This is a genomic window from Neptuniibacter sp. UBA6509, from assembly GCA_002435145.1.
Classification (GTDB): Bacteria; Pseudomonadota; Gammaproteobacteria; order Pseudomonadales; family Balneatricaceae; genus Neptuniibacter.
Genome location: DJLT01000087.1, coordinates 6,785 through 32,656, shown reverse-complemented (window position 1 = coordinate 32,656; position 25,872 = coordinate 6,785). Strand labels below are relative to the sequence as shown.

Sequence of the window (25,872 nt, the reverse complement as noted above, 5' to 3'; positions counted from 1 at the left end):
TATTAAGTTTGCTTTTCAAAGAGTAGTTAGGGTTTAATCCTCAGTTCTTAATGTGATTAATTAGTTATTGATATTCTGGAGCGTTTTTTGACTCAGTTTCGCCCTTGTATAGACCTGCATCAAGGCCAGGTAAAGCAGATTGTTGGTGGCAGCTTAAATGATCAAGGTGCTGACACAAATTTTGTTAGTAGTCAGGATGCTGCATATTATTCTGCTTTGTATCGACAGAATGAGCTTTTAGGTGGGCATGTTATTGCTTTGGGGCCTGGAAATAAGGAACAGGCACTTAAAGCGCTATCTACTTGGCCTAAGGGATTACAGTTTGGCGGAGGGGTGAATAATACTAACGCTGCTGAATTTCTTGAGGCGGGTGCCTCACATGTAATCGTCACCTCGTATCTATTTGAAGATGGCCAGTTTAGTTGGAAGCGATTAAATGAGATTAAGGCCATAACGGGTGCGGATCGACTTGTGCTTGATCTGAGTTGTCGTCGTACTGCATCAGGTTGGAATATAGCGACTGATCGTTGGCAAACTGTGACGGACACCTTAATCAATGAGGAAACGCTTACTGCTCTAAGCGAACATTGTGCTGAGTTTTTAATTCATGCTGCTGATGTAGAAGGGTTACAGGGTGGTATAGATAAAGATCTGGTTTCTTTGCTAGGTAAGTACTGCACTATACCCGTGACTTATGCTGGAGGGGCGCGTTCATTAGAAGACCTTAAATTGGTTGAGCGCTTATCTCAAGGTAAAGTAGATTTAACAATTGGCAGTGCGCTTGATATTTTTGGTGGCTCCGGTGTTACGTTAGAAGAGTGCATTACTTGGAATAATCGAGGTTAGAGCTGTAAGGAGCGGCATTTATCTGATGCCACTCCTAATTTGTCCTGATGAGTTTCTGTTATCTACTTAATTGCCTTTAAATAACTTCGCGAATTCTCCATACCCCTTTGTCTCTAACTCTTCCTTTGGAATAAAGCGAAGTGACGCTGAATTAATACAATAGCGCAGCCCTGTTGGAGCTGGACCGTCAGTGAAAACGTGCCCTAAATGGGAATCTGCCTTTGGGCTTCGAACCTCCACTCGTTTCATAAACAGAGAGTTATCTTCATGCTCGGTAATTTTCATACCGTTTATGGGCTGAGTGAAACTCGGCCAGCCTGTACCTGATTTAAATTTATCCATCGATGAAAAAAGAGGCTCCCCGCTTACGATATCGACATAAATACCGTCCCGTTTTTCATCCCAGTATGGATTTTCGAAGGGGCGTTCAGTACCGTCTTCTTGAGTAACATTATATTGCAGTGGTGTTAGTGTAGAGCGAAGGTAATGCTCTGATGGCTGTACGAATGAGTTTGCATCTACGTCAGCCACAGAGGCTTGATTACGAAATTGTGAGTAATCTATTTTTAGTCCATCTCCCCATTTATCAGTTAAAAACTGATCGCGGCCTGAGCCATTTCTATAGTAGCTGTAGCGAATAGGATTACGGTGGTAGTAATCTTGATGATAGTCTTCGGCTGGATAGAAGGCTGTAAGGGGGCTTATTTCTGTTGCGACAGGGTCATCATAAACGCCAGATGCTTGCAGCTTTGCAATCGATTTTTCAACGGCAATCTTTTGTGCTTCATTATGGTAAAACACTGCAGGGCGGTATTGTGCACCTCTATCGACAAATTGGCCTTTCCCATCGGTAGGATTCATTTCACGCCATAAGCGTTCTAGCAGTCCTTCATAGGAAATGACATTAGGGTCATAATAAACTTGGACGGCTTCTGTGTGTTTGGTCTGCCCAGAAGAGACCTGTTTATAGGTTGGGTTTGGTTTGATGCCGCCGCTGTATCCGGAAATAACTTGTACAACCCCTTCGAGTTTTTCAAAGTCTGCTTCGGTACACCAAAAACAGCCACCTGCAAACGTAGCGATAGCTAGACGTGAAGATGCAGAAGAGTCCGCAACCGTAACAGCAGAAGAGTTGCTTAGGTTCACGCCTTTTTCCGTTCCCGTGACTAAGGTTGCTATGCCTAAGCCGCTAAAGGTGATTATTGTTGCCGCTACAAACTTATTCATATTGATCCAAACCCTGTAAATATCGATAGTGAGTTTTAGATGCGTATAACTCTGTTTGGTTCAGATAATTTATGAATAATCTTAAAACTGCGTCATTTGAAACTTTTGCTATGCTTATACCAAACAATACAATTAATGATTGAGTGTTCAATTTCTGTGGTGTTTTTTTAAAATTGCAATAATTAGGCTTGATCGGTCCTAAGCTTATTTTAATTACTTGGATAAATCTTAGCCAATATATCCAATATAGCTTCTGCAAAGGAATGAATGATGCTGTTAGATCCTGAAAGTAAACTTGTAGAATCGCCTTGCGTAAGAAACTGTTGCCTTGATGAAAAGGACATTTGTTTAGGCTGCTATCGTACATTTGATGAAATATTACAGTGGAGCAAAGAATCTGAGGAGGGTAGGAAATCAATTTTAGCTAAGGCCGAAATGAGAAAAGTTGAACGCTATACGTAACCCTTTCTTCAGTCAAAAAGCATTTCTAGAAAAGTGAACAAAACTCTATACAGATCATGAAGATGGTGTAAAAAGATAAATAATAGTTGGATGTGTGTTTTTTTTGGGGAAACCCTTTGACTTCTGTGTGAACTTAAGCGATTTTTATAGCTAAATAAGTTAGAGGCCTTTGTGTCGCAAGAACGGTCTCTTTTTTGTATGTTTTTTATACTTCAGTCATTTGGAGATTTTTTGATGACCTCCGTCAGTACCCTAAAATTCCCAGAAGAGATCTCCATCGCTAACGTGATAGAGTGGAAGCATAAACTTGTAGATTTTTTAAATGCCCCATCGCCTTTAATTCTAGATGGTGAAAATTTACTCAGAGTAGACACCTCTGCTATACAGCTTATGGCTGCTTTTGTTCTTAAAGCAGTGGCCCAAGATAAAACAGTTCAGTGGCAAAATCCGTCACCGGCATTGCTTCAAACGGTTCAACAGCTTGGTCTGAAAGAAACATTACTAATTACAGATTGATTAATATTATTAGGTCGTATTGGAGAGATATAAATGGCTAGCATCTTAGTGGTTGATGACTCAGCTTCCTTGAGAAATATGGTGACTTTTACCCTCAAGCAAGAAGGGTATCAAGTTGTAGAAGCGACTAATGGGCAAGAGGCCTTAGGTAAGGCTAAAACTGCAAGGTTTGACTTAGTGTTAACCGATGTAAATATGCCTATTATGGATGGCATCACATTATGTGCAGAGCTACGTAAACTCCCAGCTTTTAAGTTTACCCCTATTCTTGTGCTGACTACCGAGAGCTCGCCTGAAATGAAACAGAGAGGTAAAGGTGCAGGTGCTACGGGTTGGTTGGTGAAACCGTTCAACCCAGAGAAGCTTTTAAGTACGATTAAACGTGTTGTAAGGTAATCATTAGATGAGTATTGATCTTTCTCAGTTTATATCGACCTTCCTAGAAGAAAGTTATGAAGGTTTAGAGGTAATGGAATCCAGTTTGTTAAATATGGGTTCTGCTGATGAAGAAACGATCAATACAATATTTAGAGCTGCGCACTCTATAAAGGGGGGGGCAGGGACATTTGGTTTTACAGAAGTCGCTGACTTTACTCATATAGTTGAAACGTTGCTGGATGAGCTGCGTAGCGGCAAACAGCAAATAACATCATCGTTGACTAACTTACTTCTAGAATCCGTTGATTGTATTAAGATGTTGCTAGAAGCTGCTCAAGATGGCCCTGAAGCTGATTCGGACATGATTCTGCGGGTGCAAAGCGCACTTGAAACGGCGTTAGGTGTTGAGAATAGTGAATCTGATACGACACCGAATGTTGCGCAAGAGGTGATTAGTCAGAGCGATGAGAGCTGCTGGAAAATCACTTTTATCCCTAACTCAGGTCTCCTGCAAAGTGGCCATGAGCCTGCTTTTATGTTCGAGGCGTTGGCTGGCTTAGGTGACTTAAATGTTCACGCTAATACCGAAAAATTACCTGAACTGTTTAAGCTCGACTGTGAAAGCGTTTACCTGAAGTGGGAACTGTATCTTCATTCTCAATGCTCTGAAGATGAGATCAAGGAAATATTTGAGTGGGTAGAAGATGAGTGTGAATTGCATATTGAGCGCTCAACCTATGGAACCGCTCAAACGTCAAATGCAGAAGCAGACTCTCTAGCTAGCACCTCTAAAGCGACACCTGCCGGTTGGGATATATTGTTTACACCCGCCGATACCATTATGGAACGGGGCAATGAGCCAAGTTTTTTACTTGAGGCTTTAGCGGAACTCGGCCCTATAGATATAGATGTATCCACAGCTAACCTACCTGATCTTAATTCATTAAATCCTGAGAAAGTTTATCTGGCGTGGCGAATCGCTTTACAGTCTGAGTGTGAAGAGCAAGAGATTCGAGAAGTATTTGAATGGGTTGAAGATGAATGTCAGCTGGAGATCTATCCTCTACAGGCATCCAATTCGGAACAACCCAATGATGCTGAAGTAAAAAATACAGACAATGCCTTTACTGCACAGGCAGATTCTACGCTTGATAGTACTACGGCTAAACCGGTAACTTCCTCACCGCCAAATCAGACGACTCCTGCCGCAAATAAAGTACCTACTAAGCAAGAGAGCTCTCCTTCTAAAACGGGAGTCTCAGCTAAAAAGGGTAAAACTGCTTCAGAAAGCTCCTCGATCCGTGTTGATACCGATAAAGTTGATGCTCTTATCAACAGAGTGGGTGAGCTTGTGATAACACAAGCAATGCTCGGGCAGGTGGGTGATGAGTTAGCAGAGATTACCAGCGGAACAGAAATTGAACGCTTGCAAGCAGGGCTTGAGCAATTAGAACGAAATACACGTGATCTCCAAGAAGATGTCATGCGTGTTCGTATGCTACCGATCAGCTTTGTATTTAATCGTTTCCCTCGTTTGGTTCACGATGTAAGTGGAAAGCTAGGAAAAAAGGTTGAGTTGACGATAACCGGTGAGCAAACAGAGATTGATAAAACGGTTATGGAAAAAATAGGTGACCCTATGGTTCACCTTATACGAAATTCACTGGATCATGGGTTAGAAACACCGGAAGAACGTATTGCTGCAGGAAAATCGGAAACTGGCCATGTGGAGTTGAGTGCTTATCATCAAGGTGGATATATCATTATTGATATTATTGATGATGGTCGGGGGCTTAATACTGAGAAAATTTATAATAAGGCCCTTGAAAAGGGTTTGATTACGGCTGATCAACCTCTGACTGATGATGAAATAAATGAGTTAGTGTTTAAACCCGGTTTTTCTACGGCAGATGCTGTCAGTGACCTTTCCGGCCGTGGCGTAGGCATGGATGTGGTGCGTCGAAATATTGAATCTTTAGGTGGGCATGTCAGTGTGAAGTCTGAACCAGGTCATGGTTCTACTTTTAGTGTCAGTTTGCCGCTCACGCTTGCCATTCTAGATGGACAGCTAATTCGCGTACACGAAGAGACTTATATCATTCCTTTGATCGCTATTGTTGAGACAATTTTAGCGGATAGTTCCGATATTAGCCCTATTGCGGGTGAAGATAAACTACTGCATTTTAGAGATGAATATATCCCTCTTATCAATCTGCGTAGTTTATTTAAATTGCCGCCTGTAAATGATCAGTTAGATAGTAGTTTAATTGCAATTGTTGAAAGTGGTGGGCAGAAAATTGGGCTTGTGGTCGACGAGTTATTCGGTCAACAGCAAGTTGTGATTAAGAGTTTAGAGGTGAACTTTAAACGTATTGATGGCTTTGCTGGCGCGACTATTTTAGGAAATGGGCGGGTTGCTTTAATTTTAGATGTTGAAGGTTTAATTAAACGAGGCTTGAACTTTGAAACGGCTGCGGTTGCTAAAAAGAGAAATGCTATTTTTGAAAATGGTAATTCTTCTAGTAGTAACTCTTCAAATTATAAGGCAGCGGTATGAATGACACTGAATGGTCCGAAGAGACCGCTATGTTAGAGCAAAAAAGTAATGGACAGCAGTATTTAAGCTTTCTGTTAGATGATGAAGAGTTTGGGTTAGACATATTAAGAGTGCAGGAGCTGCGAGGGTGGACCCCCGTTACGCAGATTCCGGACATGCCGAGTTATTTGAAAGGTGTTCTTAATCTACGTGGGGCGATCATTCCTATTATTGATTTAAGGGAACGTTTTGGGCTTGAGACGGTTGAATATGGCCCAACAACGGTTGTGATTGTCATTAAAGTAGAGAGTGAAAGTGGTGAACGAGTGATGGGGATTATTGTGGATGCGGTAGCTGAAACTTATACATTTACCCCTGATCAAGTTCAACCCGCACCACAGATGAAAGGTGTGATTAATTCTGAATATATTACGGGCTTAGTGGCACAAGATGAAAAAATGATCGTCTTGATGGATGTCGATGAGCTAATGAATTCCGATGAGTTGGCTGTAGAACAGTCAGCAGATACCGAAGTATAAGCGTAGGACGCGGAGGATAGATAATGAAAATCAATGAGCCCATTACGGATCGCGAGATTAAGCTCAGAGATGGTCAGGAACTGGTTACTAAAACGAATCTTAAAGGGATTATCACCTATGTGAACCCTGATTTTATTGAGATAAGTGGTTTTAGTCATGATGAGCTCGTGGGTAAAAACCACAATGTTGTTCGTCACCCAGATATGCCGCCAGCCGCGTTTAAAGATTTATGGGATACCTTGAAGCTAGGGCGCCCGTGGTCAAAATTAGTAAAAAACCGCTGCAAGAATGGTGATTACTATTGGGTTAAAGCAAACGTAACTCCGATATTCCGTAATGGTGAAATCGTCGAGTATATGTCTGTGCGTACTCGGCCCTCTGTAGAGGAGGTTGAACAATCTACGGCGCTTTATGCAAAGTTAAAGCGTAATGAGGCGACTATCCCGTCTCCTAGCCAAGTGACGAATGAGAATTTATCTGCAGAAATTTCCAAGTTCGCACTGATTTCTGTTGTCGCAGCGGTGCTTATTAATGCGGCTATTTATTTGGCAGGAGCTCCTGGCATCGCATTGATGGCCGGTCCTATCGTCGCATTTATCTTAATGTATTTTGGCGTTACTTCATGCATCAACAATAAAGTTGTGACTCCTTTAAAAGAAGCCAAGCGGCATATGCTTGATATCACAGAGGGTGAGTACTTAGCTTCTATCCCTTTGGATGAATCAGGCGAGACGGGTGAGCTTAAGCGGATGGTTAAGATCCTCGCTGTAAAATTAGGCTACGAAGTTAATGATGCAAGAGAAGCAGGCAAGCGCTCTCAACGAATTAAAGTCGCATTAGATAATGTGTCTTCAAGTGTAATGCTAGCGGATAATGAGGGAGAGATAATCTATTGTAATGATTCAGCACTAAATATGATGCGTAATGCTCAAGAGGATATTCGGGAAAAACTTCCAGATTTTGATGCTGAAACGATTCTAGGTTCAAATTTTGATATTTTTCACGAAAAGCCTGAGCATCAGCGACGAATGCTTGAGAGCTTGAAGAGCACATATAACGGGCACATTAAAGTAGGTGCGCGTAGTTTTGCACTAATAGCTAATCCAGTAATTGATGAGCAAAATAACCGTTTAGGTACGGTTGTTGAGTGGATGGATACGACTGATCAGCTTAGAGCAGAGGATGAAGTAGAGCAGCTTATTCAGAAAGCTTCACTGGGTCAGCTTGATGAGCGTCTAGATGTTTCAGCGTACAGCGGCTTTATGCAGAATGTCGCATCGGGTGTAAACCAGATGCTTGATGCTGTCGTTGAGCCAGTAAGAGAGATTAAGCGTGTTCTAAGTGCTCTATCTGATGGTGATTTAACCCAGCAGATGAGTGGAAATTTTAAAGGTGAATTTGCTGAACTTAATGATTCGCTGAATAGCTCACTGCATAACCTTAACAATATGGTGGGCCAGATAAGAACCGCGGGTCAGAGCATTACGACTGGCTCTTCTGAGATTTCCACGGGTAACGGTACATTAAGCACGCGTACTGAAGCTCAGGCGGCTAGCTTGCAGGAAACTGCTGCGAGTATGGAGCAGATGACGAGTACTGTAAGGCAGAACGCAGATAACGCTGATGAAGCGCGTACTCAAGCAGCTGGCGCGCAAAAATTAGCGGAAAAGGGCGGTGAGATTTCCAATAAAGTGGTCACCTCCATGGGAGATATTCGCTCGAGCTCCACTAAAATTGCTGAAATTATTGGTGTGATCGATGAAATCGCATTCCAGACGAACCTTCTAGCCTTAAATGCTGCAGTTGAGGCGGCTAGAGCCGGTGAGCAAGGTCGAGGCTTTGCGGTTGTTGCTTCTGAAGTAAGGAGTTTGGCGCAACGAAGTGCAGGTGCTGCAAAAGAGATTAAAGAGCTTATTAGTGACAGTGTAGAAAAAGTTGAAGAGGGTGGTTTGTTTGTTGATGAATCCGGAAAAGCACTAGCTGAAATTATGGATTCTATCAAAAACGTATCGACTATCATTAGCGAGATTGCTGCAGCGAGTCGTGAACAAGCGATTGGTATTGAGCAAGTTAATATAGCTGTAACCCAAATGGATGAAGGAACGCAGCAAAATGCTGCGTTAGTTGAGCAGGTTGCAGCTGCATCTTCTTCGATGGAAGATCAAGCAGGGCAGCTTCAGCGGTTGGTCAATCAGTTTACAGTATCCGAAGTTGATACTGTCACTGAATCACATAGTGGGGGGCAGGGGCTTAATAGGGTTAGAGATTTAGCGTCGGCTGCTTCTACGCCTAGCCAAGGGCAGCAGCGTAGCCCTTCACCTTCACGTAAGGCTCCACCTATTATCACTGCCGGAGGAAGTAGTGATGAGTGGGAAGAGTTTTAATTGAACTAGAAAAATAGGGATCTTTTTACCCGTTGGGTTGAAGGTCCCTCGTTATCTATCAACTTTCGAAATGTTTATTACCAGAGGTTTTAATGTCGATAGCTGATGAACACGAGCGTGAATTTGTTTTTACAACAAAGCATTTTTCGAAAGTGCGGGATGAGTTGTATGATTACGCGGGCATTGTTCTAGCAGACCATAAAATTGATATGGCGTATAACCGCCTTGTACGTAGACTTCGAGAGTTAAGGTTAGATGGTTTTGATTCGTACTTCCAATATCTAGATGCTAATCCTTCAGAATTTACTCAGTTCATTAATGCTTTAACGACTAACTTGACTGCTTTTTTTAGAGAGAAGCATCATTTTGATTTTATTAATGAACACATACTTCCGGAAATAGCTGCTTCAGGCCAACGTAAGTTAAGAGCATGGTCTGCGGGTTGCTCATTAGGCGAAGAACCCTACAGCTTAGCGATGACTATTCTGGATTCTAGTGTTAATACAGCTTCTTGGGATATTCGTTTATTGGCCACCGATATTGATTCAAAGGTTTTAGGTAGCGCCCAAGCAGGAATTTACGCTAATGAAAGGGTTAACTCAATGTCTAAGGCGTTGGTGCAGAAATGGTTTTTAAAAGGTCGAAATGGTAATGAAGGTCATATAAAAATACGCAATGAGCTCCAGTCGCTGATCACGTTTAACTATTTGAACCTGATGGAAGAGTGGCCGATGAAAGGGCCATTGGACTTTATCTTTTGCCGTAATGTCATGATCTATTTTGATCAAGAAACTCAAGCAGGTCTTTTACAGCGGATGGCTGGGCTCCTTAAGCCCGGTGGATATCTATTCGTGGGGCATTCTGAAGCGCTTGCTCGTCACGCAAGTAGTTTTGAGCTGGTAGGTAAAACGATCTATAGGAAAGTGGATACTCATTAGTGAATAGGGAAAATTTTCCAGAAATATTGAATGGCTTTGAGTCGATTATGCCTTTTTGGGAGCCTCGCTGGGAAAAATATGCGGTGAAGGTAAAGCCTGGAGAGTATTACGTATCAAGGGATAACATAGTTATCACCACTGTCCTAGGTTCTTGTGTTTCAGCGTGTATTTTTGATCCTCAAACTGGGCTTGGTGGTATAAATCACTTTATGCTCCCATCCGGTGAGCAAGGAGGTGATCTATATCGATCATCACGCTATGGCCTGTTTGCAATGGAGCAGCTAATTAATGAGCTGATGAAGCATGGTAGTCAGCGTTCAGATTTGCAGGTTAAATTAGCGGGTGGGGGGGATATGATCAGCGGCTTGACGAGTATCGGGCAGCAGAATATTGACTTTATTTTGCAATATATTAAGGATGAAGGCTTAAAGGTTGTCGCCTCTGATCTAGGTGGTGATCAAGCAAGAAGAATTGCATATTTCCCGCAAGAGGGGAGAATGTTAGTTAATAAACTTGATCATCGTGAAGATCAGAAACTTATTGAAGAAGAGAAGTCCTATCGTGTGGATGTGGATGAGCATTTAGATGATACTGATGTTGAATTGTTTTAAGTTGATGAATTAAGGCAGTATTTTAAAAGTTAGATTGAGATTTAAGAGTTCCATGTTGTTTTAAATTCGGAACTTGTCGACCCAAATAGCTATTTAGGTGTTGGTCAAAAATATGGATGGAATCCGAGTACTAATCGTCGATGATTCAGCGTTAGTTAGGAATGTGTTAACGGAATTGTTGTCTCTTGATTCTAGTATTGAGGTTGTAGGGACCGCTGTTGATCCTTATGATGCAAGAGATAAAATCAAGTTATTGAAACCCGACGTGGTGACGCTTGATATTGAGATGCCAAGAATGGATGGCATTACTTTTTTAAAAAATTTAATGAAGTTAAATCCTATTCCCGTTGTGATGATATCTACACTGACACATGCGGGAGCAGATGCGACGCTTCAAGCATTAGAGTTAGGTGCAGTTGATTATATTGGTAAGCCTACGGCTAATGAATCAGATGAGGCGCTCAAGCTTTTTCAGCGTGATTTAGTTGATAAAGTCAAAGCTGCTGCGGGTTCTTCTTCTAAATTAAAATTTCGACGCTCTTTGTCAAATATTGATCGGCCGGTGATTAAACCGACTAGTATCACGCACAAGAATAATCAGCTTATAGCGATAGGTTCATCTACGGGCGGCACCGAAGCGTTACATGATCTATTGTCCGTCCTTCCTGGCTCGATGCCTCCTATTATCATTACGCAGCACATACCTGAGAGTTTTAGTGATCGTTTTGCTAATCGTCTAAATCGTCAAAGCGAGTTGAGCGTTTCCGAAGCTAAAGAGGGTGATGTTTTAAAAGCAGGGCATGTTTATATTGCTCCAGGCTCGCACCATTTAGTGATTAAAAAATATGGTCATCAATTCATCTGTACGCTTGATTCAAGTGAGCCTGTTAATCGTCATAAACCGTCGGTTGAGGTTATGTTTGATTCATTAAGTGAGTTAGATGCAAAAAATATAACGACTGTCCTCTTGACCGGTATGGGTGAGGATGGCGCGCTTGCAATGAAGCGTTTGGTTGATCAAGGGGCATATTCAATTGTTCAAGACGAAGCGACAAGCTTAGTCTGGGGAATGCCGGGGGCTGCTGTACGTTTGGGGGCAGCAAAAGAAGTACTAGCATTAGAAAAGGTTGCGCCACGCTTGGTGCAGTACCTTTCATAACAATTAAGGGCAGAGGTCATTTTTATGGCGGTTAAAAAAATAATGTTAAGCTTGGCTTTATTGGCCACGATAGGGCTTAGTGTTTCTCAGGCCATCGAGTTTGATAAGGTCATTAATATTGTTTGTTTGACGGTTTTATTTATTTCTCTGATTAGTTTGTTTATTCTTTCAGACTCTGATCACCCGCCAAAAATTTCGCAGAATGAACGTTCCTCTGATGATAATAAGGGGCGCGTAGACCCTTCATTGCATGGGGCTATAAACGAAGTTTCGCAAACCTTAGTTCATGACGCTTTGATTGTTAATCAAGAGGTTGAGAGGGTTGATGGCCTAATTAAAGAAGCTGTTTCATTAATGGCTGATAGTTTCCATAACATGCATGAATTGGCAAACCGCCAGTCTGCATTAACTGCCGATATTATCAATCAAACCCATGAGGGTGATGAGAGCCATAATGAAGGTGCGGAAGGCGAGTCTTTCAGCATTCAAGGTTTCATTAAAGAAACAGGCAAGACGTTAGATCAATTTGTTCACGTCATGGTTGATGTCAGCCGTAACAGTTTAGAAACGGTCCACCATATAGATGACATGGTTGAGAAACTAGATGGGATTTTTGGACTTATTGAAAACGTTGAAGGTTTAGCCAGTCAAACAAATCTATTGGCACTTAACGCAAGTATTGAGGCTGCCCGTGCGGGTGATGCAGGTCGAGGTTTCGCTGTTGTCGCAGATGAAGTGAGAACATTGTCAATCAATTCTGCTGAGCTGAATAACCAGATAAGAGAAGAGATTGGCGCGGCTAAAGAAACCATTGAAGTGTTGCGAAGTACTGTTGGAGGAATGGCTTCAACCGATATGAGCGATACGATTGGTACCAAGGATAAAATGGGTCAGATGCTTGAGCATATGGCCAGTATGAATCATTTTCTGAATGAGAAAGTAATGGAAATATCTGAGATCGGTGGTCAACTCAGTGGTAGTGTTGATCAAGCGGTTCGTTCTTTACAGTTTGAAGATATCTCATCTCAGGCCTTAACGTCAGTGGAGCATAATATTGATTCACTGAATGAAGTATCGAGCTTGATTACAAATGTAGTGACATCTGATCATCGTGTTAATGAAACCGCTGCAGAGACTTGCGTGCAGCGATGTAGAGAACTTCGTGAAGTCGCATTGCAGAGGAATGAAAGAAGGACTGTTGCTCAAAACGATATGGATGAAGGTGATGTTGAGCTATTTTAGAGTATGGCTTAGTTTCTCTGTAAATTAGAGTATTAGAGTGAGGTAAAATGGCTATTTCGGTTCAAAATTCAAGTGAGACTAAAACAGTACAAATACTTGTGTCTCAGCAGTTTGATTATTCAGTCCATCAAGCGTTTCGTGATGCTTATCGAAATGTGAGTGTGCCTAATAGTTGTTTTTTAGTCGATCTATCGAAAGCGACTTATATGGATAGCTCTGCTTTGGGGATGATTTTATTACTCAAAGAGCATGCTGAAAAGTTAGGAGGGAAGGTTGTGATTTCTAAGCCTAATGAATCTGTGCATAAAATTCTAACCATCGCTAACTTTGATCAGTTTGTAACTATAGAGCGCTAATATGCACGGAACCGATTTAGCTCCCGTAGTGGATAACGATAATCAAGTGCTAATCGTTGATGATATGCGCTTGAATCGTCAGATCTTAGGTCAAATGATCCAACAGATGGGGTTGGACGTTGTTTATGCTGAGAATGGCTTAGAGGCGGTAGCACAGTATAAAGAATCAAAACCTAGTCTTGTGCTGATGGATATCAATATGCCAGAAATGGACGGTATTCAGGCAGCGAGAGAGGTAAAGTCTTTAGCAAAAGATAGCTTTATCCCTATTATTTTTGTAACTGGAGCTGAGGGGCAAGAGGTTATTAGGCAGGCAATTGATGCCGGTGGTGATGATTTTATGCAGCGGCCCTTTCCCTTCGAATTGCTCGAGGGAAAAGTTGTAGCGCTAAGAAGAATCTCCCAACTCTATGGCCAAGTTAAGAAGCTAAATCATATTCGTGCACGTGAAGAGGAAGTGGCTGAGCAGCTATTAAGCGGAGCAGTGGAATCGGCTAATGCTGCATTGGATCAGATTAGGATTCATAAGCAGCCTGCTGAAACTTTCAGCGGTGATGTTCAGCTTAGTGCTTTTCGCCCCAATGGTGAATTAAACGTATTGTTAGGTGATTTTACAGGTCATGGCTTAACGTCGACAATTGGCGCACTGCCTTTGTCAGAGACATTCCGAGCCATGACGGCAAAGGGCTACGATGCCGAAGAGATTATCGCACAGATAAACCGAAAGCTTCAAAAGTTACTCCCCACCGGCATGTTTCTGGCAACTGGAATTGTGACACTAAGTACTGACGGCAGTGCTAAAATTTGGAACGGTGGTTTACCTGACATTATGGTTTTTTCTCAGGGAGAGTTAATTCATAGAGTTGTGTCTAAACATCCCCCTTTAGGTATTGTTCCGAATGTGAAAGATCTCGTTTTTGAACATACTACAGTCTCTTCAGTAGATAATATCTTGCTATTAAGTGATGGTGTTCTTGAGGCTGAGGATATGCAGGGAGAGCAGTTTGGAGAGGAGCGGTTATTAAAAAGTGCCGAGAAGCAAAAGTTAGATGGTGGTAGTTCGTTAGTTGATCTAATTCTAAGTGATCTATCTGCTTTTGTTGGGGAGCAAACACAAAAAGATGATATATCTATTATTGATGTGCCGGGTAGGGTTACGGCGGAAAATTTTGATAAAGCTATAGCAAGTAGTGCCCATGTGGTAGATGAGCCCACTGCATTTGATAGCTGGAATTGGAGTTTAGAGCTTCAGGGCAAAAGTCTCAGTAGAATTAATCCGGTCGCTCAGGCATTAAGTCGCCTTCAAGAAGATGAAGGAGGAGGTGATCATTGGCATAGTGTTTTCAGTATTTTGACCGAGCTTTATGTGAACTCACTGGATCATGGCGTTTTGAAGCTTGAATCCTCTCTGAAGTCTTCGCCGGAAGGCTTTGCTGAGTATTTTAGTGAGCGTGAACGACGTCTAGAGAGCCTATCAACGGGTGCTGTATCCTTGTATATGCAGCATACGCGATTAACTAAAGGCGGTCGCTTAAAAGTTCGGGTTGAAGATAGTGGTGATGGGTTCGACTTTAAGCATTGGTTGAATAAAGAGCCTTCCAGTGCGCCAGGGGGCTTTTCGGGTAGAGGCATTGCGTTGGTATCCGAGCTTTGTGAAAGTATTGAATATGAGAATGAAGGCGCAGTAGTAGAGGTTGTATATAGCTACTCAGTTAAAGATTAGGCAGCGAATGATTCCGCTTTCTTATACCTTTCCGTAGATTGGTTTTAATGGTTTTTAAGTAAATAAACAGTTTTACAGGGTTAATTATGAACAGAAGCATCATCAGTACAGAAAATGCGCCTTCCGCCATTGGTACTTATTCACAGGCTGTGCGTGTTGGCAGTACGGTTTACATGTCAGGTCAGATTCCTCTTGTGCCTGAAACTATGGAGCTAATTACTGAATCATTTGTGGCGCAAGCTGATCAGGTTTTTAAGAACCTTCAGGCTGTTGCTGAAGCTGCAGGTGGCTCTTTAGCCGATATCGTAAAGGTGACAATTCTGCTTTCTGATATGAAATATTTTGCAGAGGTTAATGAGGTGATGGCTAAGTATTTCTCGGAGCCTTACCCTGCGCGAGCTGCATTTGCGGTAAAGCAGATTCCAAAAGACGCAGATATTGAAGTTGAAGCGATAATGGTTACGGGTGAGTAAATCCTATACCGTTACTTAAAGCTTGGCTTATTTACTAAGTACAGGTTTCTATCAGTTTTATATAAAAGAGTGGGCATTATGCCTGCTTTTTTTATGGTAAAAAAAACCGATACCCAGTCATAGCTGAAGGTATCGGTTTTTTAACGCTTGCTTGTTAATCTGTTAACAAACAAGTGAGAGTAAGCTTAGCTGTCGCTACTCTTTTTGCTGTCCTTGCTATCTTTGCGGTTACGACGAGGAGGGCGATTACGGCTGTTGCTATTGTTACCACCACTACGTCTACTACGGCCACCACTTGGTGCGCCTTTGCCTTCGCTGGACATATCCTGAATGTTAAGGCGTTGACCGCAAACAACCGCTTTACGCAATTGCTGTACTACTGCTTTAGGCATGCCTGTAGGTAGATCAACAGTTGAGCAGTCATCGTAGATCTCAATGGAGCCAATCAGATTTGCATCTAGATCTGCTTCATTTGCTATTGCGCCAACGATGTTTTTCGGTGCGACACCATGTTCATGCCCAACGTTTAGCTTGTAACGCTGCATCTTAACATCTGGATTGTCTTTAAGCGGTTTCGCTTGAGTCGACATTCCACGAGGCTGACGTCTGTTACCGCGATCACCGCGATCTCCCCTTTCTTCACGATCACGTCGTGGCTGACGTGGCTGCTCTTTCATTAGAAGCGGAGTCTTACCTTGAAGCAGGTGCGCAAGCGCAGATGCAACGACTAGCGGATCGGTATCATTTTCCTGCTGGTATTCAGTGAGCAGGTTTTTATAAAACTCGATATCTTGGCTTTCGATTGTTTCAGTAATGCGATCAACAAAACGTTTTACACGTTTTTCATTGATATCATTAGTCGACGGTAGCTGCATCTGGTCAATCTGCTGGCGCGTAGCGCGCTCAATAGATTTAAGCATGCGCTGTTCTCGTGGAGAAACAAATAGTATGGCTTCGCCTTCACGTCCAGCACGCCCTGTACGACCAATACGGTGAATATAAGATTCAGTATCGTATGGGATATCGTAGTTTAATACGTGGCTTATACGTTCAACGTCCAAGCCTCGTGCAACGACATCAGTCGCAACAAGAATATCTATTTGGCCACGCTTTAGTTTATCAACGGTACGTTCGCGTAAGTTCTGAGAAATATCGCCATTCAACGCTTCTGAAGCATAACCACGAGCGGCTAACTTTTCAGACAGCTCAACCGTTGCTGATTTCGTACGTACGAAAATAAGCATTGCATCGAACGATTGCATCTCTAGGATACGTGTCAGTGCGTCAAGCTTTTGATTACCTGAAACTCGAAGATAGCTTTGGGTGATCGTTGTGGCCGTTGCTGTTTTCGCTTTAATACGTATTTCAGCAGGGTTGTTCAGATGGTTCTGAGCAACTTTCTTGATCTGAGCTGGCATTGTCGCTGAGAAAAGCGCAATCTGACGATCTTCAGGTGTATGTTCCAATACCCACTCAACATCATCAATGAAGCCCATGCGTAGCATTTCATCGGCTTCGTCTAATACTAGAGCTTGTAAGTTATTCAGCTTAAGTGAGCCACGGCGCATATGGTCCATAACACGACCGGGAGTGCCGACAACAACTTGTGCGCCACGCTTCAGCTGACGTAACTGAGTATCATAAGCCTGACCACCATAAATCGGTAGTACATGGAAGTCGGCTAAGTTACGCGCGTAAGTTTGGCAAGCTTCTGCAACCTGAATCGCTAATTCGCGTGTAGGGGCTAAAATTAGAAGCTGTGTATGGCGACTTTTTAGATCAAGGCGAGAAAGTAGCGGTAGTGAGAACGCGGCAGTTTTACCTGTACCCGTTTGAGCTACACCTAAAAGGTCTCTACCTTCTAGCAGGTGCGGAATACTGGCTGCTTGGATTGGGGATGGCGTTTCGTAGCCAGTCTCTTCAATTGCTTTAAGCACGGGAGCCGCAAGGCCAAGTTCAGCAAAGGATAGCTGATCTTCTGAATTCATCTGAGTGTGTTACCTGTTTGGAATTAGGGCAGAGGACTGCAATCAGTCTTTGAATTACAGTATAGGCTGCTCGGTGGGAAAGCGTGGCATTATACACTTCAGGCGTTTTAGAGCAAGGAAAGGGCGGTGAATTGTTGTCTTTATACCGTTATCTTGCATGCTTTTGCTGCATTTAAGGTTGATTATTAATTGAACAGGTTTTGTTCTAGGCAAAATGTATAGTTAGCTTGAAAATTTTTCTTCCATTCAAAATTAACATTTAGGCTTAAAGTGTGTGGTTATGCGTTTTCCCCAATAGTGCTGAAATACAAATTAAACGCTTTAGAAATGAGAGGAAGGGATATTAGCTGTACTGTCATTTATTGTACTGCTTGCGTGGTGGCAAAATGGGATCCTTTCTCTTGGGGGATAAGAGGTTGTTACCATGCAAAGCCTCTTCATATACAAAAGATTACTCGTCTAGAATTTTAGTTAAAAGCTGTTTGATGGTAGATGGTTCGAAGGGCTTGTCTGCCATCGCATTGACCCCAGACTTTGCGACATTGCTTAGGTGCGCATGAGTTGATTCACTTGTAACCATCAAAATCGGCAGATGTGAATATTCTTGGGAGCTTCTCACGTGTTCAGCTAATTGTAACCCGTTGACTTCAGGCATATTGTAATCAGTGATGATCACATCAAAGCCTTGAGGTAGTAATTCTATGGCATCCGAGCCATCCGCTGCTTGAGTTATGTTGTTTATTCCAAGGTTCGTAAGTACGTTTATGATTACTTTACGTGCCATTTTGCTGTCATCGACCACAAGAACTCTCAATGTTTCAGGGTCATAATAGTCGAGTTCAAGCTCATCATCGGAAAGAATATCTAATGTGGAGTTAATAGCGGTAGTTAGATGATCATGGCTGAATGGCTTAGGTAAAATTGCGATCACACCGGATTGTTTAAACTTATCTAACTCGCAATGCCGAGTCTCACTCGATATTAACATGAAGGGGAGGTCAGCGGTTTCAGGGTTCTTCCTAATATGGTTAACGATATCCATAGCTGAACCATCTGGTAAATAAAGTGAGCTAATGACCAGATCGGGTTTAACCATACTGATTCGCTTAAGCGCAGATTTGACCGTCTCAGCTTCATCTATGGATTCAATATTTTCTTCGCTTAATTCCTTACGAATAACTTTACGTTGCATCGTGGAAGGTTCAACTAACAAAATGTTCAAATCTGATGAGGCAAGTTTGGTCATTTGCGTACCTTTTTATGAATTTTCTAGGTTACTATCTACTAGCATACTAATTTTAACGTTAGCACGTAACTACGTTATATGTTGAATACTAAAAGGTTAGTTTACTTACAAAGATATAGTGAATTAGTACTTTCAAGCTATAAAACTTTTTTCCTATCATCTGATATATAAAAAAATCAGTAGTTGGTTGTAACTTCCAGTATTTTTAATCCAAATTATTTTTTCTCTTTAAGGATAAAGCATGAAATTATGCCTTATGATTTTTAGCCTGTTATTTAGTGGTTACACTCTTGCCGAAACTTTTGTATGGAAGGTGAGTAAAAGTGATCAGTTTCTCTTTTTAGCAGGCACTGTTCATGTTCTCGCTAAAAAGGATCTACCGTTTCCTAGAGCCTTTGATGATGCTTACGAACAGTCACATACGGTTGTACTAGAGACGGATATGGGGGCACTTGAGGATCCTCAGGTGCAGGTGAGGCTGATGTCTCAGTTGTCCTATCAAGATGGACGCCTGCTTAGCGAATTAATTTCGCCAGCATTATATGCAGATTTGAACCAATATTTAGCTCAGCGTGGCATGTTGCCAAATATGTTTATAGCAATGAAGCCTGCGGGTGTGATGATGACCATGTTAGCGGTTGAGTTTCAGCGTCTTGGGATATCTCAGGCAGGGGCTGATTCAGTCTATTATCAAAAGACGATAAACCAAGGAAAAGCTACTTTGGCTTTGGAATCGATTGAAACCCATCTGAGCTTCATCCAAAAAATGGGTGAGGGCAATGAAGAGCAGTTTTTACGCCAGACGTTAAATGATGTCGAAAAAACGGAAGCGATGATGTCTAGCATTGTTCTTCATTGGAAATCAGGTGATACGAGCTCCTTAGAGAAGCTGGTCGTTGATGATATGCGTTTGAATTACCCGAACATGTATCAATCTTTATTGGTAGAAAGGAACAAAAGGTGGTTACCTCAGATAGAGCAGATGCTTTTAACTGATGAAGTTGAATTTGTTCTAGTAGGTGCAGCTCATGTTATTGGCGCTGATGGCCTCTTAAAGTCGTTGGTTGAACTGGGTTATAAGGTCGAACAGCAGTAGAGGGATTATCATGTTAGGTACGCGTATTATTTTTATGGGAATGGATGGCATGCCAGGTGGCTTAACGGGTGAGCCTCAAGCTGAGATGCTATGTGCAGCAAATCATGCGCTTCCGTTATTTTGGTTGTTGGGGTTTGATGAGTCTGAAGTGGAGTATTACGCGGCTAGCAACTCTGCTGATGATACGGTGCTGGTGCATTCAGAGGGAGCTAGGTATCCATTTTTAATTGGCTATACAGAAGATCTGATTCCAAGAATTCAACAAAGGCTTTCTTATTTAAAGCCTCATGTACAAGGAGCGGATGCAGAACTGTTAGAAAGATGGTCTGTCTTTATTTCGGAACTTGAGTACCCTGTTGTTGCAATCGATACTTATGAGTTGTGGTGTAATATGGAGGATCCTGATGCTTTGCATGAGGAGATAACCGATCTGCTTAACTGTTTCAATGATATGAATGATTCAACGGCAGAGAGCGTCTTAAGTAATTTGAAGCAGGATGGCCGTTGGGCTGAAGGAAATAGTATCTCTTTGGCCGGTTTCGGGTGGTGAAAAAAAACCGCCACAAGACATTGTTTTCTATCTAAGCGAATGCTCAGTAACAATCGAGTGACGGTGTTCAGGAAGGTTAAACTTAGTATAAACCAAATTTTCAAATCGTCACTTTTGCCGCGGTTAAAAATTTCATGCTGTTCTAACAAGCTGAAGCTTCACCAGTCGAGTTTTATGCTTTTTAGGCGGTTACCCAGATGACTTCAGCATCTTCCTCACTGGTAGAGATAAGCGCGTGGCCCATTTCACAGTCATAGTAAGCTGAGTCGCCCGTGAACAACTCGAGTGGCTCATAAAGTTCGGTGTAAAGCATCAGAGAGCCTCTTAGTACAAAAAGAAACTCTTCACCGTCATGCCTAACCCAATCATTAAACTCATCAAAAGTTCGAGCGCGCACTGTGGTGCGGTAGGGGATCATTTTCTTGGTGCTTAATTGAGTCGCGAGTAGCTCGTGCTCATAAGTCGGGGTAGGGTGCGGAAGACCTTCTCCACCGCGGGTAATATCTCTGCGTCCACCGGCACCTATAGTGCGCTTGGGTTGAGAGAAGAGCTGAGGAATATCGATCCCTAAGCCTTTTACAAGTTTATTCACCGCTGTGAATGTTGGAGATATTTGTTCATTCTCAATTTTAGATAAAGTTGAACGAGCCAAGCCAGTGAGTTTACTTGCTTCTTCTAACGTGAGGTTTTGACTTAAGCGGATCTCTTTAACCCTCTTACCGAGAAGTAAGGGCTCTAAGGTTGCTTCCGTTTGGCCATTTGCACGTTGTAGGCCTAGTTTTTCTTTCTCTTCTTTGAGGAAAAATGGCTCGTCAGACATACCTTAGCTCCGAAGTTCACTTTAATTCTAATTATAATCAAACAGATAAGGGCTGTTTCTTCGATTATTATACATGGATGCAAACAGGTTCCCTAATTCGCAATCAGTCGTATATAACAATAGCTATTATACTGTTTTATCTGAATTAATGGTGATTTAGCTTGGTTTTAAGTTATTCAGTTGGGCGTCAATTTGGCTCGTTAAAGTTTATTAATGACTGTCTTTGCAAGCATTTTAGCGCTATGCCAAGCACCTTCTAAATGATGAGCAGCTAACCAGTCACCGCATGCTCCTATACATGTTTCAGAGTCCCATATAAATTCTTCATCGACGGCTTCATGTCGTGCATAAAGCCATCGGTGCGTGCGTGTAGCGAGTATTTCAGGTTGGATTGGAAGTAATTTTAGAAATGCTTCAGTAAGTTGTTTTCTTACATTCTCAGGATCACTGTTTTTATTTAATTCGCTCCATTCACTATTTGCCTCGATAACCCATACATCATTACCAAGTCCGTCTGTTCTATTTAGTTTACTGCTGTTTTTTATGCACCTAAATAACAACTTATGCTCACCTTTGATTAAATCTGGTGTTATCCGGTCACTTGATTTGAGGACCAGCACTTGTACCCAGCTAGCTTGAGAGGTGATCTGGTTTGCTATGTTTGAATAAGCAGTAGCTAACCTTGGTATCTCTGTTGTATTTAATAATGGCCCAGCTTGAGCCGCAGGTGCCGTGATGATGACGCCATCAAAATGTCCTAATAGGAGCCCATCATTGTCATAAATAGAATTCTTATGATCTTGTTTGTTGGCGTTGTGTGAAATTTTTGCGATCCGCGTGCTGGGAGCAAAGTGTGCGCCTTGAATGAGTCTTCTCGTAAGCGAGCTTTGTTTTGGTATTGCTAAGTGGAATGTTTCTGAGGGTAATGTCTTACCTGAAAAATCAATGACTTTAGTATTCCAAGTGGCTATGTCGGGCTGCTGGTCAAGCCATTTTTTGAAAGCTGGAGTTGTAGGCGTATAGAAAGGCGCACCTAAATCTGCAGAATGATTGTCTAAGCTGCAGCTTGAAAGTCTCCCCCCAGTCCCCCGGCTCTTTTCAAATAGGGAAACCCTTATGCCTGCATCTATAAGCAGCTTAGTAAGGTAAGCACCGGAAAAACCGGCACCGATAACTGCAATGTGTGGTTGTTTAATAGAATTCATAAGTTGGAACAGCTCGTTAGTGAATTGATTGTTGGCTTTTAAATGCATTGCATACGTCAGGGTTTAAAAAAAAGATCAGTTGATTTCTCATGTCTTTGTTTTTTTAAATAAGCATTTCTAGCTTCTCTTTTAGAAAATTATTTTCGGATGAGTAGATATTTAATGATGATTTGATCTGAATTTTTAAGTTTTCCGTAATAAAGCTTAGGAGAGGTCAATATGTTTTCTGGTTTGTCGCAAAATTTTTGGGTTAATTTGATTGGTTTCAACATAGCTTGGTATCTATGTGTTTTTTTGGGTAACGAGGCATTAATTTACGTGTCTTTTTTACTGCTTCTACACTTGCTGTTCCACGAGCAGCCTTTTATTGAGATTTTAATTGTATTTATTGTCGGTATTTTAGGTTTCTGCGTTGATTTATTTCTAACGTCAATCAATTTTTTTCAGTTTGACGGAGGGGTGATAGTGCCACCTCTTTGGCTTATGGCTTTATGGTTTTGTTTTTGCGCAACACTACGTCAGAGCCTTTCGTTTTTTAATGACCGTACTGTTCTAGCAGCACTTTTTGGGGCTTTGGGTGGGAGTTCATCTTACATCGCCGGGGGTCTTGTTGGTGTCGTAAGTTTTAGTCTTCCTTTGGTGATCAGTGCGTTGGTTATTAGTTTTATATGGATGATTCTATTTCCAACCTTGCTATGGGTTAGTCAGCAGATAGAGAGGCAGTTATGTTCCAACAGATAAAGCCTTTTCTTACATCTAAATTAAGAAAAAACAGGCTTAGTTTTAAATATTTAAGCGTTGTTATCGTCTGCTTAATTTTAACAATCGAGGCCAAGGCGCAACTGAATTTTCCAGATGAATTAAAGAGTGTCGGTACAGCTGAACTAAAAGTCCTATGGTTTGATATTTATCAAGCTGAATTAAAGACATACGATGGCGATTTTAATGATATTAATCAGCCGCTTGCATTAATTCTGAACTACCAACGGAGAATAAGCGCTGAAGATCTTATTGAAGAGACTAAAAAGCAGTTAGGCAGATTTGCCTCACCTAGTGAGACGGATCGGTGGGTGAGGGCTTTAGCGCTCATGTGGACGGATGTTAACGATGGTGATCAATTAGCATTTTATGTCGATGAAAATACAGCCGGACATTTTTTTTATAACCGTGGCTGGATTGGAGAGATTGATGATCCGAATTTTTGCCAAGCATTTATTAATATTTGGCTCTCTGAAAGTAGTCGCTACCCTCAGCTAGCTAAAAAGCTTCGAGGGGAGTAACGAAATGAAAAAAACAATAAAGGTGATGTTGATGGCATTTATTCCTTTTCTATCAGCTTGCTCGACACAACTAAATGTCTATCGAGACGTGACGCCTGAATTAGATCTTAGTCTATTCTTTAACGGGCACCTTGAAGCTTACGGTATTGTTCAAGACTTTAAAGGCAGAGTGACGCGACGTTTTCGTGCTGACATTTTGGGGCACTGGGAAGGTAATAATGGGCTTCTGGATGAACTCTTTTATTTCGATGATGGAGAAGAGCAGCACCGCTGCTGGCGATTGGTTAAGTCCGGTGAAAATTATAGCGGTACTGCAGGTGATGTAATTGGACAAGCCACAGGATCCACTTCCGGTAATGCTTTAAATTGGGGATATGTTCTCGCTGTCCCTGTCGGTGGTAAGGTTTGGAATATTCGTTTAGATGATTGGATGTATTTGGTTGATGAAAATAATCTAATTAACAGAGCGAGTATGTATAAGTTTGGTATAGAGGTGGGACAAATTACCTTATATATCAGGAAGGTATCGGATAAGCCTCATAGAGATCTTACTGCCGGATGCGAGCTGGTCGTGGGGAATGATGATGGATAGCAATAGGGGATTTCCTTGGTCATCTGTCTGGATAACAGGTGCAGGGAAAGGTATTGGGAATGCCCTAGCTAAGCGATTTTGTCAGCAGGGCTTAACTGTTTATTGTTCATCAAGAACTCACAGTGATCTTCGGGCGCTAATGGATCAATGCCATAATTACTCCGGCCATATTATAGCGATGCCTCTTGATATCACAGACCGTCAATCTATTTTTAATTTAGTTGAAAGCTGGGCTTCGAATAAAATGATGCCAGACTTAGTTATTCTAAATGCTGGTACCCACGATCCTTTTTCCGCTCAGAACTTCTGTGCGGAGCGTTGTGGCTCAATCTTGCAGACTAATTTACAAGGCACGATCAACTGTATTGATCCGGTGTTAAAGAAATTTATCGCTCAAAACTCAGGACAGATCGCTGTTGTATCTTCTGTGGCGGGTTACATAGGTTTGCCTACAGCTGCTGCCTACGGGGCTAGTAAGGCCGCCTTAATCAATCTGTGCGAGGCTTTAAAACTAGATTTGCACGCAAGTCATGTGAAGATACAAGTCATTAATCCTGGGTTTGTCCGTACTCCTCTGACGGATAAAAATAGCTTCCATATGCCTGCTTTATTAGAGCCCGAGGTTGCTGCGGATAAAATCATAAGGGGGTTACTGAGTGAGCGATTTGAAATTGCGTTTCCGAGAAGGCTTGTTTATGTATTGAAGTTTCTTCAAGTTTTGCCTTATAGCTGGTACTTCAAACTTATGAACTATATGGTTAAACCTTCTGATAAATAGTGCTTTTTAGGTCAAGAGCTCTAATAATAGATGGCCTAGAAGCTAGGTTTTTTCTCTTGCTTAGTTTTAGTGTGATTATAAAAACAACCCTTTCTAGAATCGTTATATTAGCTAAATTGGATTTTTTAAATGGATAATTGGTTATCTGAGTATGCTTTGGCTCTTTCTCAGCTTAACAGTGAGAACCTGTCTGAGCTAAGCATGCATCTAGCTGATGAAGTCGAATTTCGAGACCCCTTTACTCATACCTTCACCCATGCTGAATTTATTCAGGTATTGGACGATATGTTTAACCGTCTAGACGATGTGCGGTTCGACATACATAGCCATATACAGAGCGATCATATGGGGGTATTACAATGGACTTTTTATGCCAGTAATAAATATACCGGTGAGATTAAGTTCGATGGAATGAGCCAGGTGTTTGCAGATCAAGAGGGAAAAGTTACATATCATTGTGACTACTGGGATGCATCCGCATTAATGGAAAAGGTACCCTTGATGGGGCGTGTTATCGGTTTTATGCGAAAGCGTATGTCTCATCAAAAAGCACAAGTTTAATCGCTATTTGGGCAGCATGAACCGATAAATTTAAAGTACGTATAAATATAGAGTATTAGGAAGAGGGTATATGGCTGTCTTTTCATACTGATCTGAGAGGACTTTCTGTTTATGCTTACCTGAGAGTCCTATCAGATTAGATTTTGTATAGGGAGTGTAATTAAGTAATTAATTGGATTGTTTTTCTCGAATCATATATAAGCCAACATCTATGGAGCCTTGCTCAAATCCCCCTTCGCAATAGCAAAGGTAATATTGCCATAAGCGATAGAATCGCTCGTCGAAGCCCAATTCCTTAATCTGCTCCCAGTTATGCGTAAACATGTGATTCCATGCTCGAAGAGTGCGAGCATAGTCTTTACCAAA

At 41.8% G+C, this 25,872-nt stretch carries 27 protein-coding genes; 21 read left to right on the top strand and 6 right to left on the bottom strand.

Annotation, left to right across the window (positions count from 1 at the left end):
- The first annotated feature begins 87 nt into the window (after positions 1 to 87).
- The gene (gene hisA / locus B4K11_RS10755; protein ID WP_292950353.1) at positions 88 to 846 is read left to right on the top strand and encodes a phosphoribosylformimino-5-aminoimidazole carboxamide ribotide isomerase; all 759 of its coding nucleotides are present in this window, start codon (positions 88 to 90) and stop codon (positions 844 to 846) included.
- Between the two features lie 66 nt (positions 847 to 912).
- On the opposite strand, the gene msrB is transcribed toward hisA, so the two are convergent.
- Complete coding sequence (msrB, locus tag B4K11_RS10750; RefSeq protein WP_292950354.1) at positions 913 to 2,073, bottom strand: peptide-methionine (R)-S-oxide reductase MsrB; 1,161 nt, start codon at positions 2,071 to 2,073, stop codon at positions 913 to 915.
- A gap of 267 nt (positions 2,074 to 2,340) precedes the next feature.
- On the opposite strand from msrB, the gene B4K11_RS10745 reads away from it, so the two are divergent.
- From B4K11_RS10745 to B4K11_RS10685, 13 genes are all read left to right on the top strand, one after another.
- Positions 2,341 to 2,535, top strand: coding sequence for a DUF1289 domain-containing protein (locus tag B4K11_RS10745; protein WP_349680089.1), 195 nt, complete (start codon positions 2,341 to 2,343; stop codon positions 2,533 to 2,535).
- Positions 2,536 to 2,769: 234 nt separating this feature from the next.
- Positions 2,770 to 3,051 (top strand): STAS domain-containing protein, encoded by a 282-nt coding sequence (locus B4K11_RS10740; RefSeq protein WP_292950355.1) that lies wholly within the window; start codon positions 2,770 to 2,772, stop codon positions 3,049 to 3,051.
- A gap of 33 nt (positions 3,052 to 3,084) precedes the next feature.
- Positions 3,085 to 3,447: a response regulator gene (locus B4K11_RS10735; RefSeq protein ID WP_292950356.1), complete on the top strand. Its 363-nt coding sequence runs from the start codon at positions 3,085 to 3,087 to the stop codon at positions 3,445 to 3,447.
- 7 nt (positions 3,448 to 3,454) lie between these two features.
- The gene (locus B4K11_RS10730; protein ID WP_292950357.1) at positions 3,455 to 5,986 is read left to right on the top strand and encodes a chemotaxis protein CheA; all 2,532 of its coding nucleotides are present in this window, start codon (positions 3,455 to 3,457) and stop codon (positions 5,984 to 5,986) included.
- Positions 5,983 to 6,504 carry a chemotaxis protein CheW gene (locus B4K11_RS10725; RefSeq protein ID WP_292950358.1) on the top strand — a complete coding sequence of 174 codons (522 nt, stop codon included), beginning with the start codon at positions 5,983 to 5,985 and terminating at the stop codon, positions 6,502 to 6,504. Before B4K11_RS10730 ends, B4K11_RS10725 begins: the two co-directional genes overlap by 4 nt.
- 23 nt (positions 6,505 to 6,527) lie before the next feature.
- Entirely contained in the window at positions 6,528 to 8,888 is a 2,361-nt protein-coding gene (locus B4K11_RS10720) for a methyl-accepting chemotaxis protein (RefSeq protein ID WP_292950359.1), read from the top strand.
- Between the two features lie 92 nt (positions 8,889 to 8,980).
- Positions 8,981 to 9,826, top strand: coding sequence for a CheR family methyltransferase (locus B4K11_RS10715; protein ID WP_292950360.1), 846 nt, complete (start codon positions 8,981 to 8,983; stop codon positions 9,824 to 9,826).
- Positions 9,826 to 10,437: a chemoreceptor glutamine deamidase CheD gene (gene cheD, locus B4K11_RS10710; protein ID WP_292950361.1), complete on the top strand. Its 612-nt coding sequence runs from the start codon at positions 9,826 to 9,828 to the stop codon at positions 10,435 to 10,437. Before B4K11_RS10715 ends, cheD begins: the two co-directional genes overlap by 1 nt.
- 112 nt (positions 10,438 to 10,549) lie before the next feature.
- The gene (locus tag B4K11_RS10705; RefSeq protein ID WP_292950362.1) at positions 10,550 to 11,596 is read left to right on the top strand and encodes a protein-glutamate methylesterase/protein-glutamine glutaminase; all 1,047 of its coding nucleotides are present in this window, start codon (positions 10,550 to 10,552) and stop codon (positions 11,594 to 11,596) included.
- Between the two features lie 24 nt (positions 11,597 to 11,620).
- Positions 11,621 to 12,838, top strand: coding sequence for a methyl-accepting chemotaxis protein (locus B4K11_RS10700; RefSeq protein WP_292950363.1), 1,218 nt, complete (start codon positions 11,621 to 11,623; stop codon positions 12,836 to 12,838).
- Positions 12,839 to 12,885: 47 nt separating this feature from the next.
- Positions 12,886 to 13,194 carry an STAS domain-containing protein gene (locus tag B4K11_RS10695; RefSeq protein WP_292950364.1) on the top strand — a complete coding sequence of 103 codons (309 nt, stop codon included), beginning with the start codon at positions 12,886 to 12,888 and terminating at the stop codon, positions 13,192 to 13,194.
- Position 13,195: 1 nt separating this feature from the next.
- Positions 13,196 to 14,917, top strand: coding sequence for a fused response regulator/phosphatase (locus B4K11_RS10690; RefSeq protein ID WP_292950365.1), 1,722 nt, complete (start codon positions 13,196 to 13,198; stop codon positions 14,915 to 14,917).
- An 86-nt stretch (positions 14,918 to 15,003) separates the two neighbouring features.
- On the top strand, positions 15,004 to 15,390 hold the full coding sequence (locus B4K11_RS10685) for a RidA family protein (RefSeq protein WP_292950366.1): 387 nt from the start codon (positions 15,004 to 15,006) through the stop codon (positions 15,388 to 15,390).
- A gap of 185 nt (positions 15,391 to 15,575) precedes the next feature.
- Here the strand turns inward: B4K11_RS10685 and B4K11_RS10680 are convergent, their stop codons facing one another.
- The gene (locus B4K11_RS10680; RefSeq protein ID WP_292950367.1) at positions 15,576 to 17,378 is read right to left on the bottom strand and encodes a DEAD/DEAH box helicase; all 1,803 of its coding nucleotides are present in this window, start codon (positions 17,376 to 17,378) and stop codon (positions 15,576 to 15,578) included.
- 451 nt (positions 17,379 to 17,829) lie between these two features.
- Positions 17,830 to 18,624 (bottom strand): response regulator, encoded by a 795-nt coding sequence (locus B4K11_RS10675; RefSeq protein WP_292950368.1) that lies wholly within the window; start codon positions 18,622 to 18,624, stop codon positions 17,830 to 17,832.
- Between the two features lie 241 nt (positions 18,625 to 18,865).
- Here B4K11_RS10675 and B4K11_RS10670 point away from each other — a divergent pair, with 241 nt between their 5' ends.
- Both B4K11_RS10670 and B4K11_RS10665 read left to right on the top strand, forming a co-directional pair.
- Positions 18,866 to 19,720, top strand: a complete 855-nt coding sequence (locus B4K11_RS10670) for a TraB/GumN family protein (RefSeq protein WP_292950369.1) — start codon at positions 18,866 to 18,868, stop codon at positions 19,718 to 19,720.
- A gap of 10 nt (positions 19,721 to 19,730) precedes the next feature.
- The gene (locus B4K11_RS10665) at positions 19,731 to 20,270 is read left to right on the top strand and encodes a hypothetical protein (protein WP_292950370.1); all 540 of its coding nucleotides are present in this window, start codon (positions 19,731 to 19,733) and stop codon (positions 20,268 to 20,270) included.
- A gap of 181 nt (positions 20,271 to 20,451) precedes the next feature.
- Here B4K11_RS10665 and B4K11_RS10660 read toward each other — a convergent pair whose 3' ends face one another.
- Together B4K11_RS10660 and B4K11_RS10655 are read right to left on the bottom strand one after the other, a co-directional pair.
- Entirely contained in the window at positions 20,452 to 21,090 is a 639-nt protein-coding gene (locus B4K11_RS10660) for a helix-turn-helix domain-containing protein (protein WP_292950371.1), read from the bottom strand.
- A 200-nt stretch (positions 21,091 to 21,290) separates the two neighbouring features.
- Positions 21,291 to 22,295, bottom strand: a complete 1,005-nt coding sequence (locus tag B4K11_RS10655) for an NAD(P)/FAD-dependent oxidoreductase (protein WP_292950372.1) — start codon at positions 22,293 to 22,295, stop codon at positions 21,291 to 21,293.
- 219 nt (positions 22,296 to 22,514) lie between these two features.
- Here B4K11_RS10655 and B4K11_RS10650 point away from each other — a divergent pair, with 219 nt between their 5' ends.
- The 5 genes from B4K11_RS10650 (at position 22,515) to B4K11_RS10630 (ending at position 25,506) form a co-directional block, all read left to right on the top strand.
- Positions 22,515 to 23,036 (top strand): DUF2878 domain-containing protein, encoded by a 522-nt coding sequence (locus B4K11_RS10650; RefSeq protein ID WP_292950373.1) that lies wholly within the window; start codon positions 22,515 to 22,517, stop codon positions 23,034 to 23,036.
- Complete coding sequence (locus B4K11_RS10645; protein ID WP_292950374.1) at positions 23,021 to 23,575, top strand: chalcone isomerase family protein; 555 nt, start codon at positions 23,021 to 23,023, stop codon at positions 23,573 to 23,575. Before B4K11_RS10650 ends, B4K11_RS10645 begins: the two co-directional genes overlap by 16 nt.
- 4 nt (positions 23,576 to 23,579) lie before the next feature.
- Positions 23,580 to 24,167: a DUF3833 domain-containing protein gene (locus B4K11_RS10640; RefSeq protein WP_292950375.1), complete on the top strand. Its 588-nt coding sequence runs from the start codon at positions 23,580 to 23,582 to the stop codon at positions 24,165 to 24,167.
- Positions 24,160 to 24,945: an SDR family NAD(P)-dependent oxidoreductase gene (locus B4K11_RS10635; RefSeq protein WP_292950376.1), complete on the top strand. Its 786-nt coding sequence runs from the start codon at positions 24,160 to 24,162 to the stop codon at positions 24,943 to 24,945. Before B4K11_RS10640 ends, B4K11_RS10635 begins: the two co-directional genes overlap by 8 nt.
- 129 nt (positions 24,946 to 25,074) lie before the next feature.
- Positions 25,075 to 25,506 carry a nuclear transport factor 2 family protein gene (locus tag B4K11_RS10630; protein ID WP_292950377.1) on the top strand — a complete coding sequence of 144 codons (432 nt, stop codon included), beginning with the start codon at positions 25,075 to 25,077 and terminating at the stop codon, positions 25,504 to 25,506.
- A 168-nt stretch (positions 25,507 to 25,674) separates the two neighbouring features.
- Here the strand turns inward: B4K11_RS10630 and B4K11_RS10625 are convergent.
- The coding region (locus tag B4K11_RS10625; RefSeq protein ID WP_292959372.1) for a class I SAM-dependent methyltransferase at positions 25,675 to 25,872 on the bottom strand (198 nt) is incomplete at its 5' end.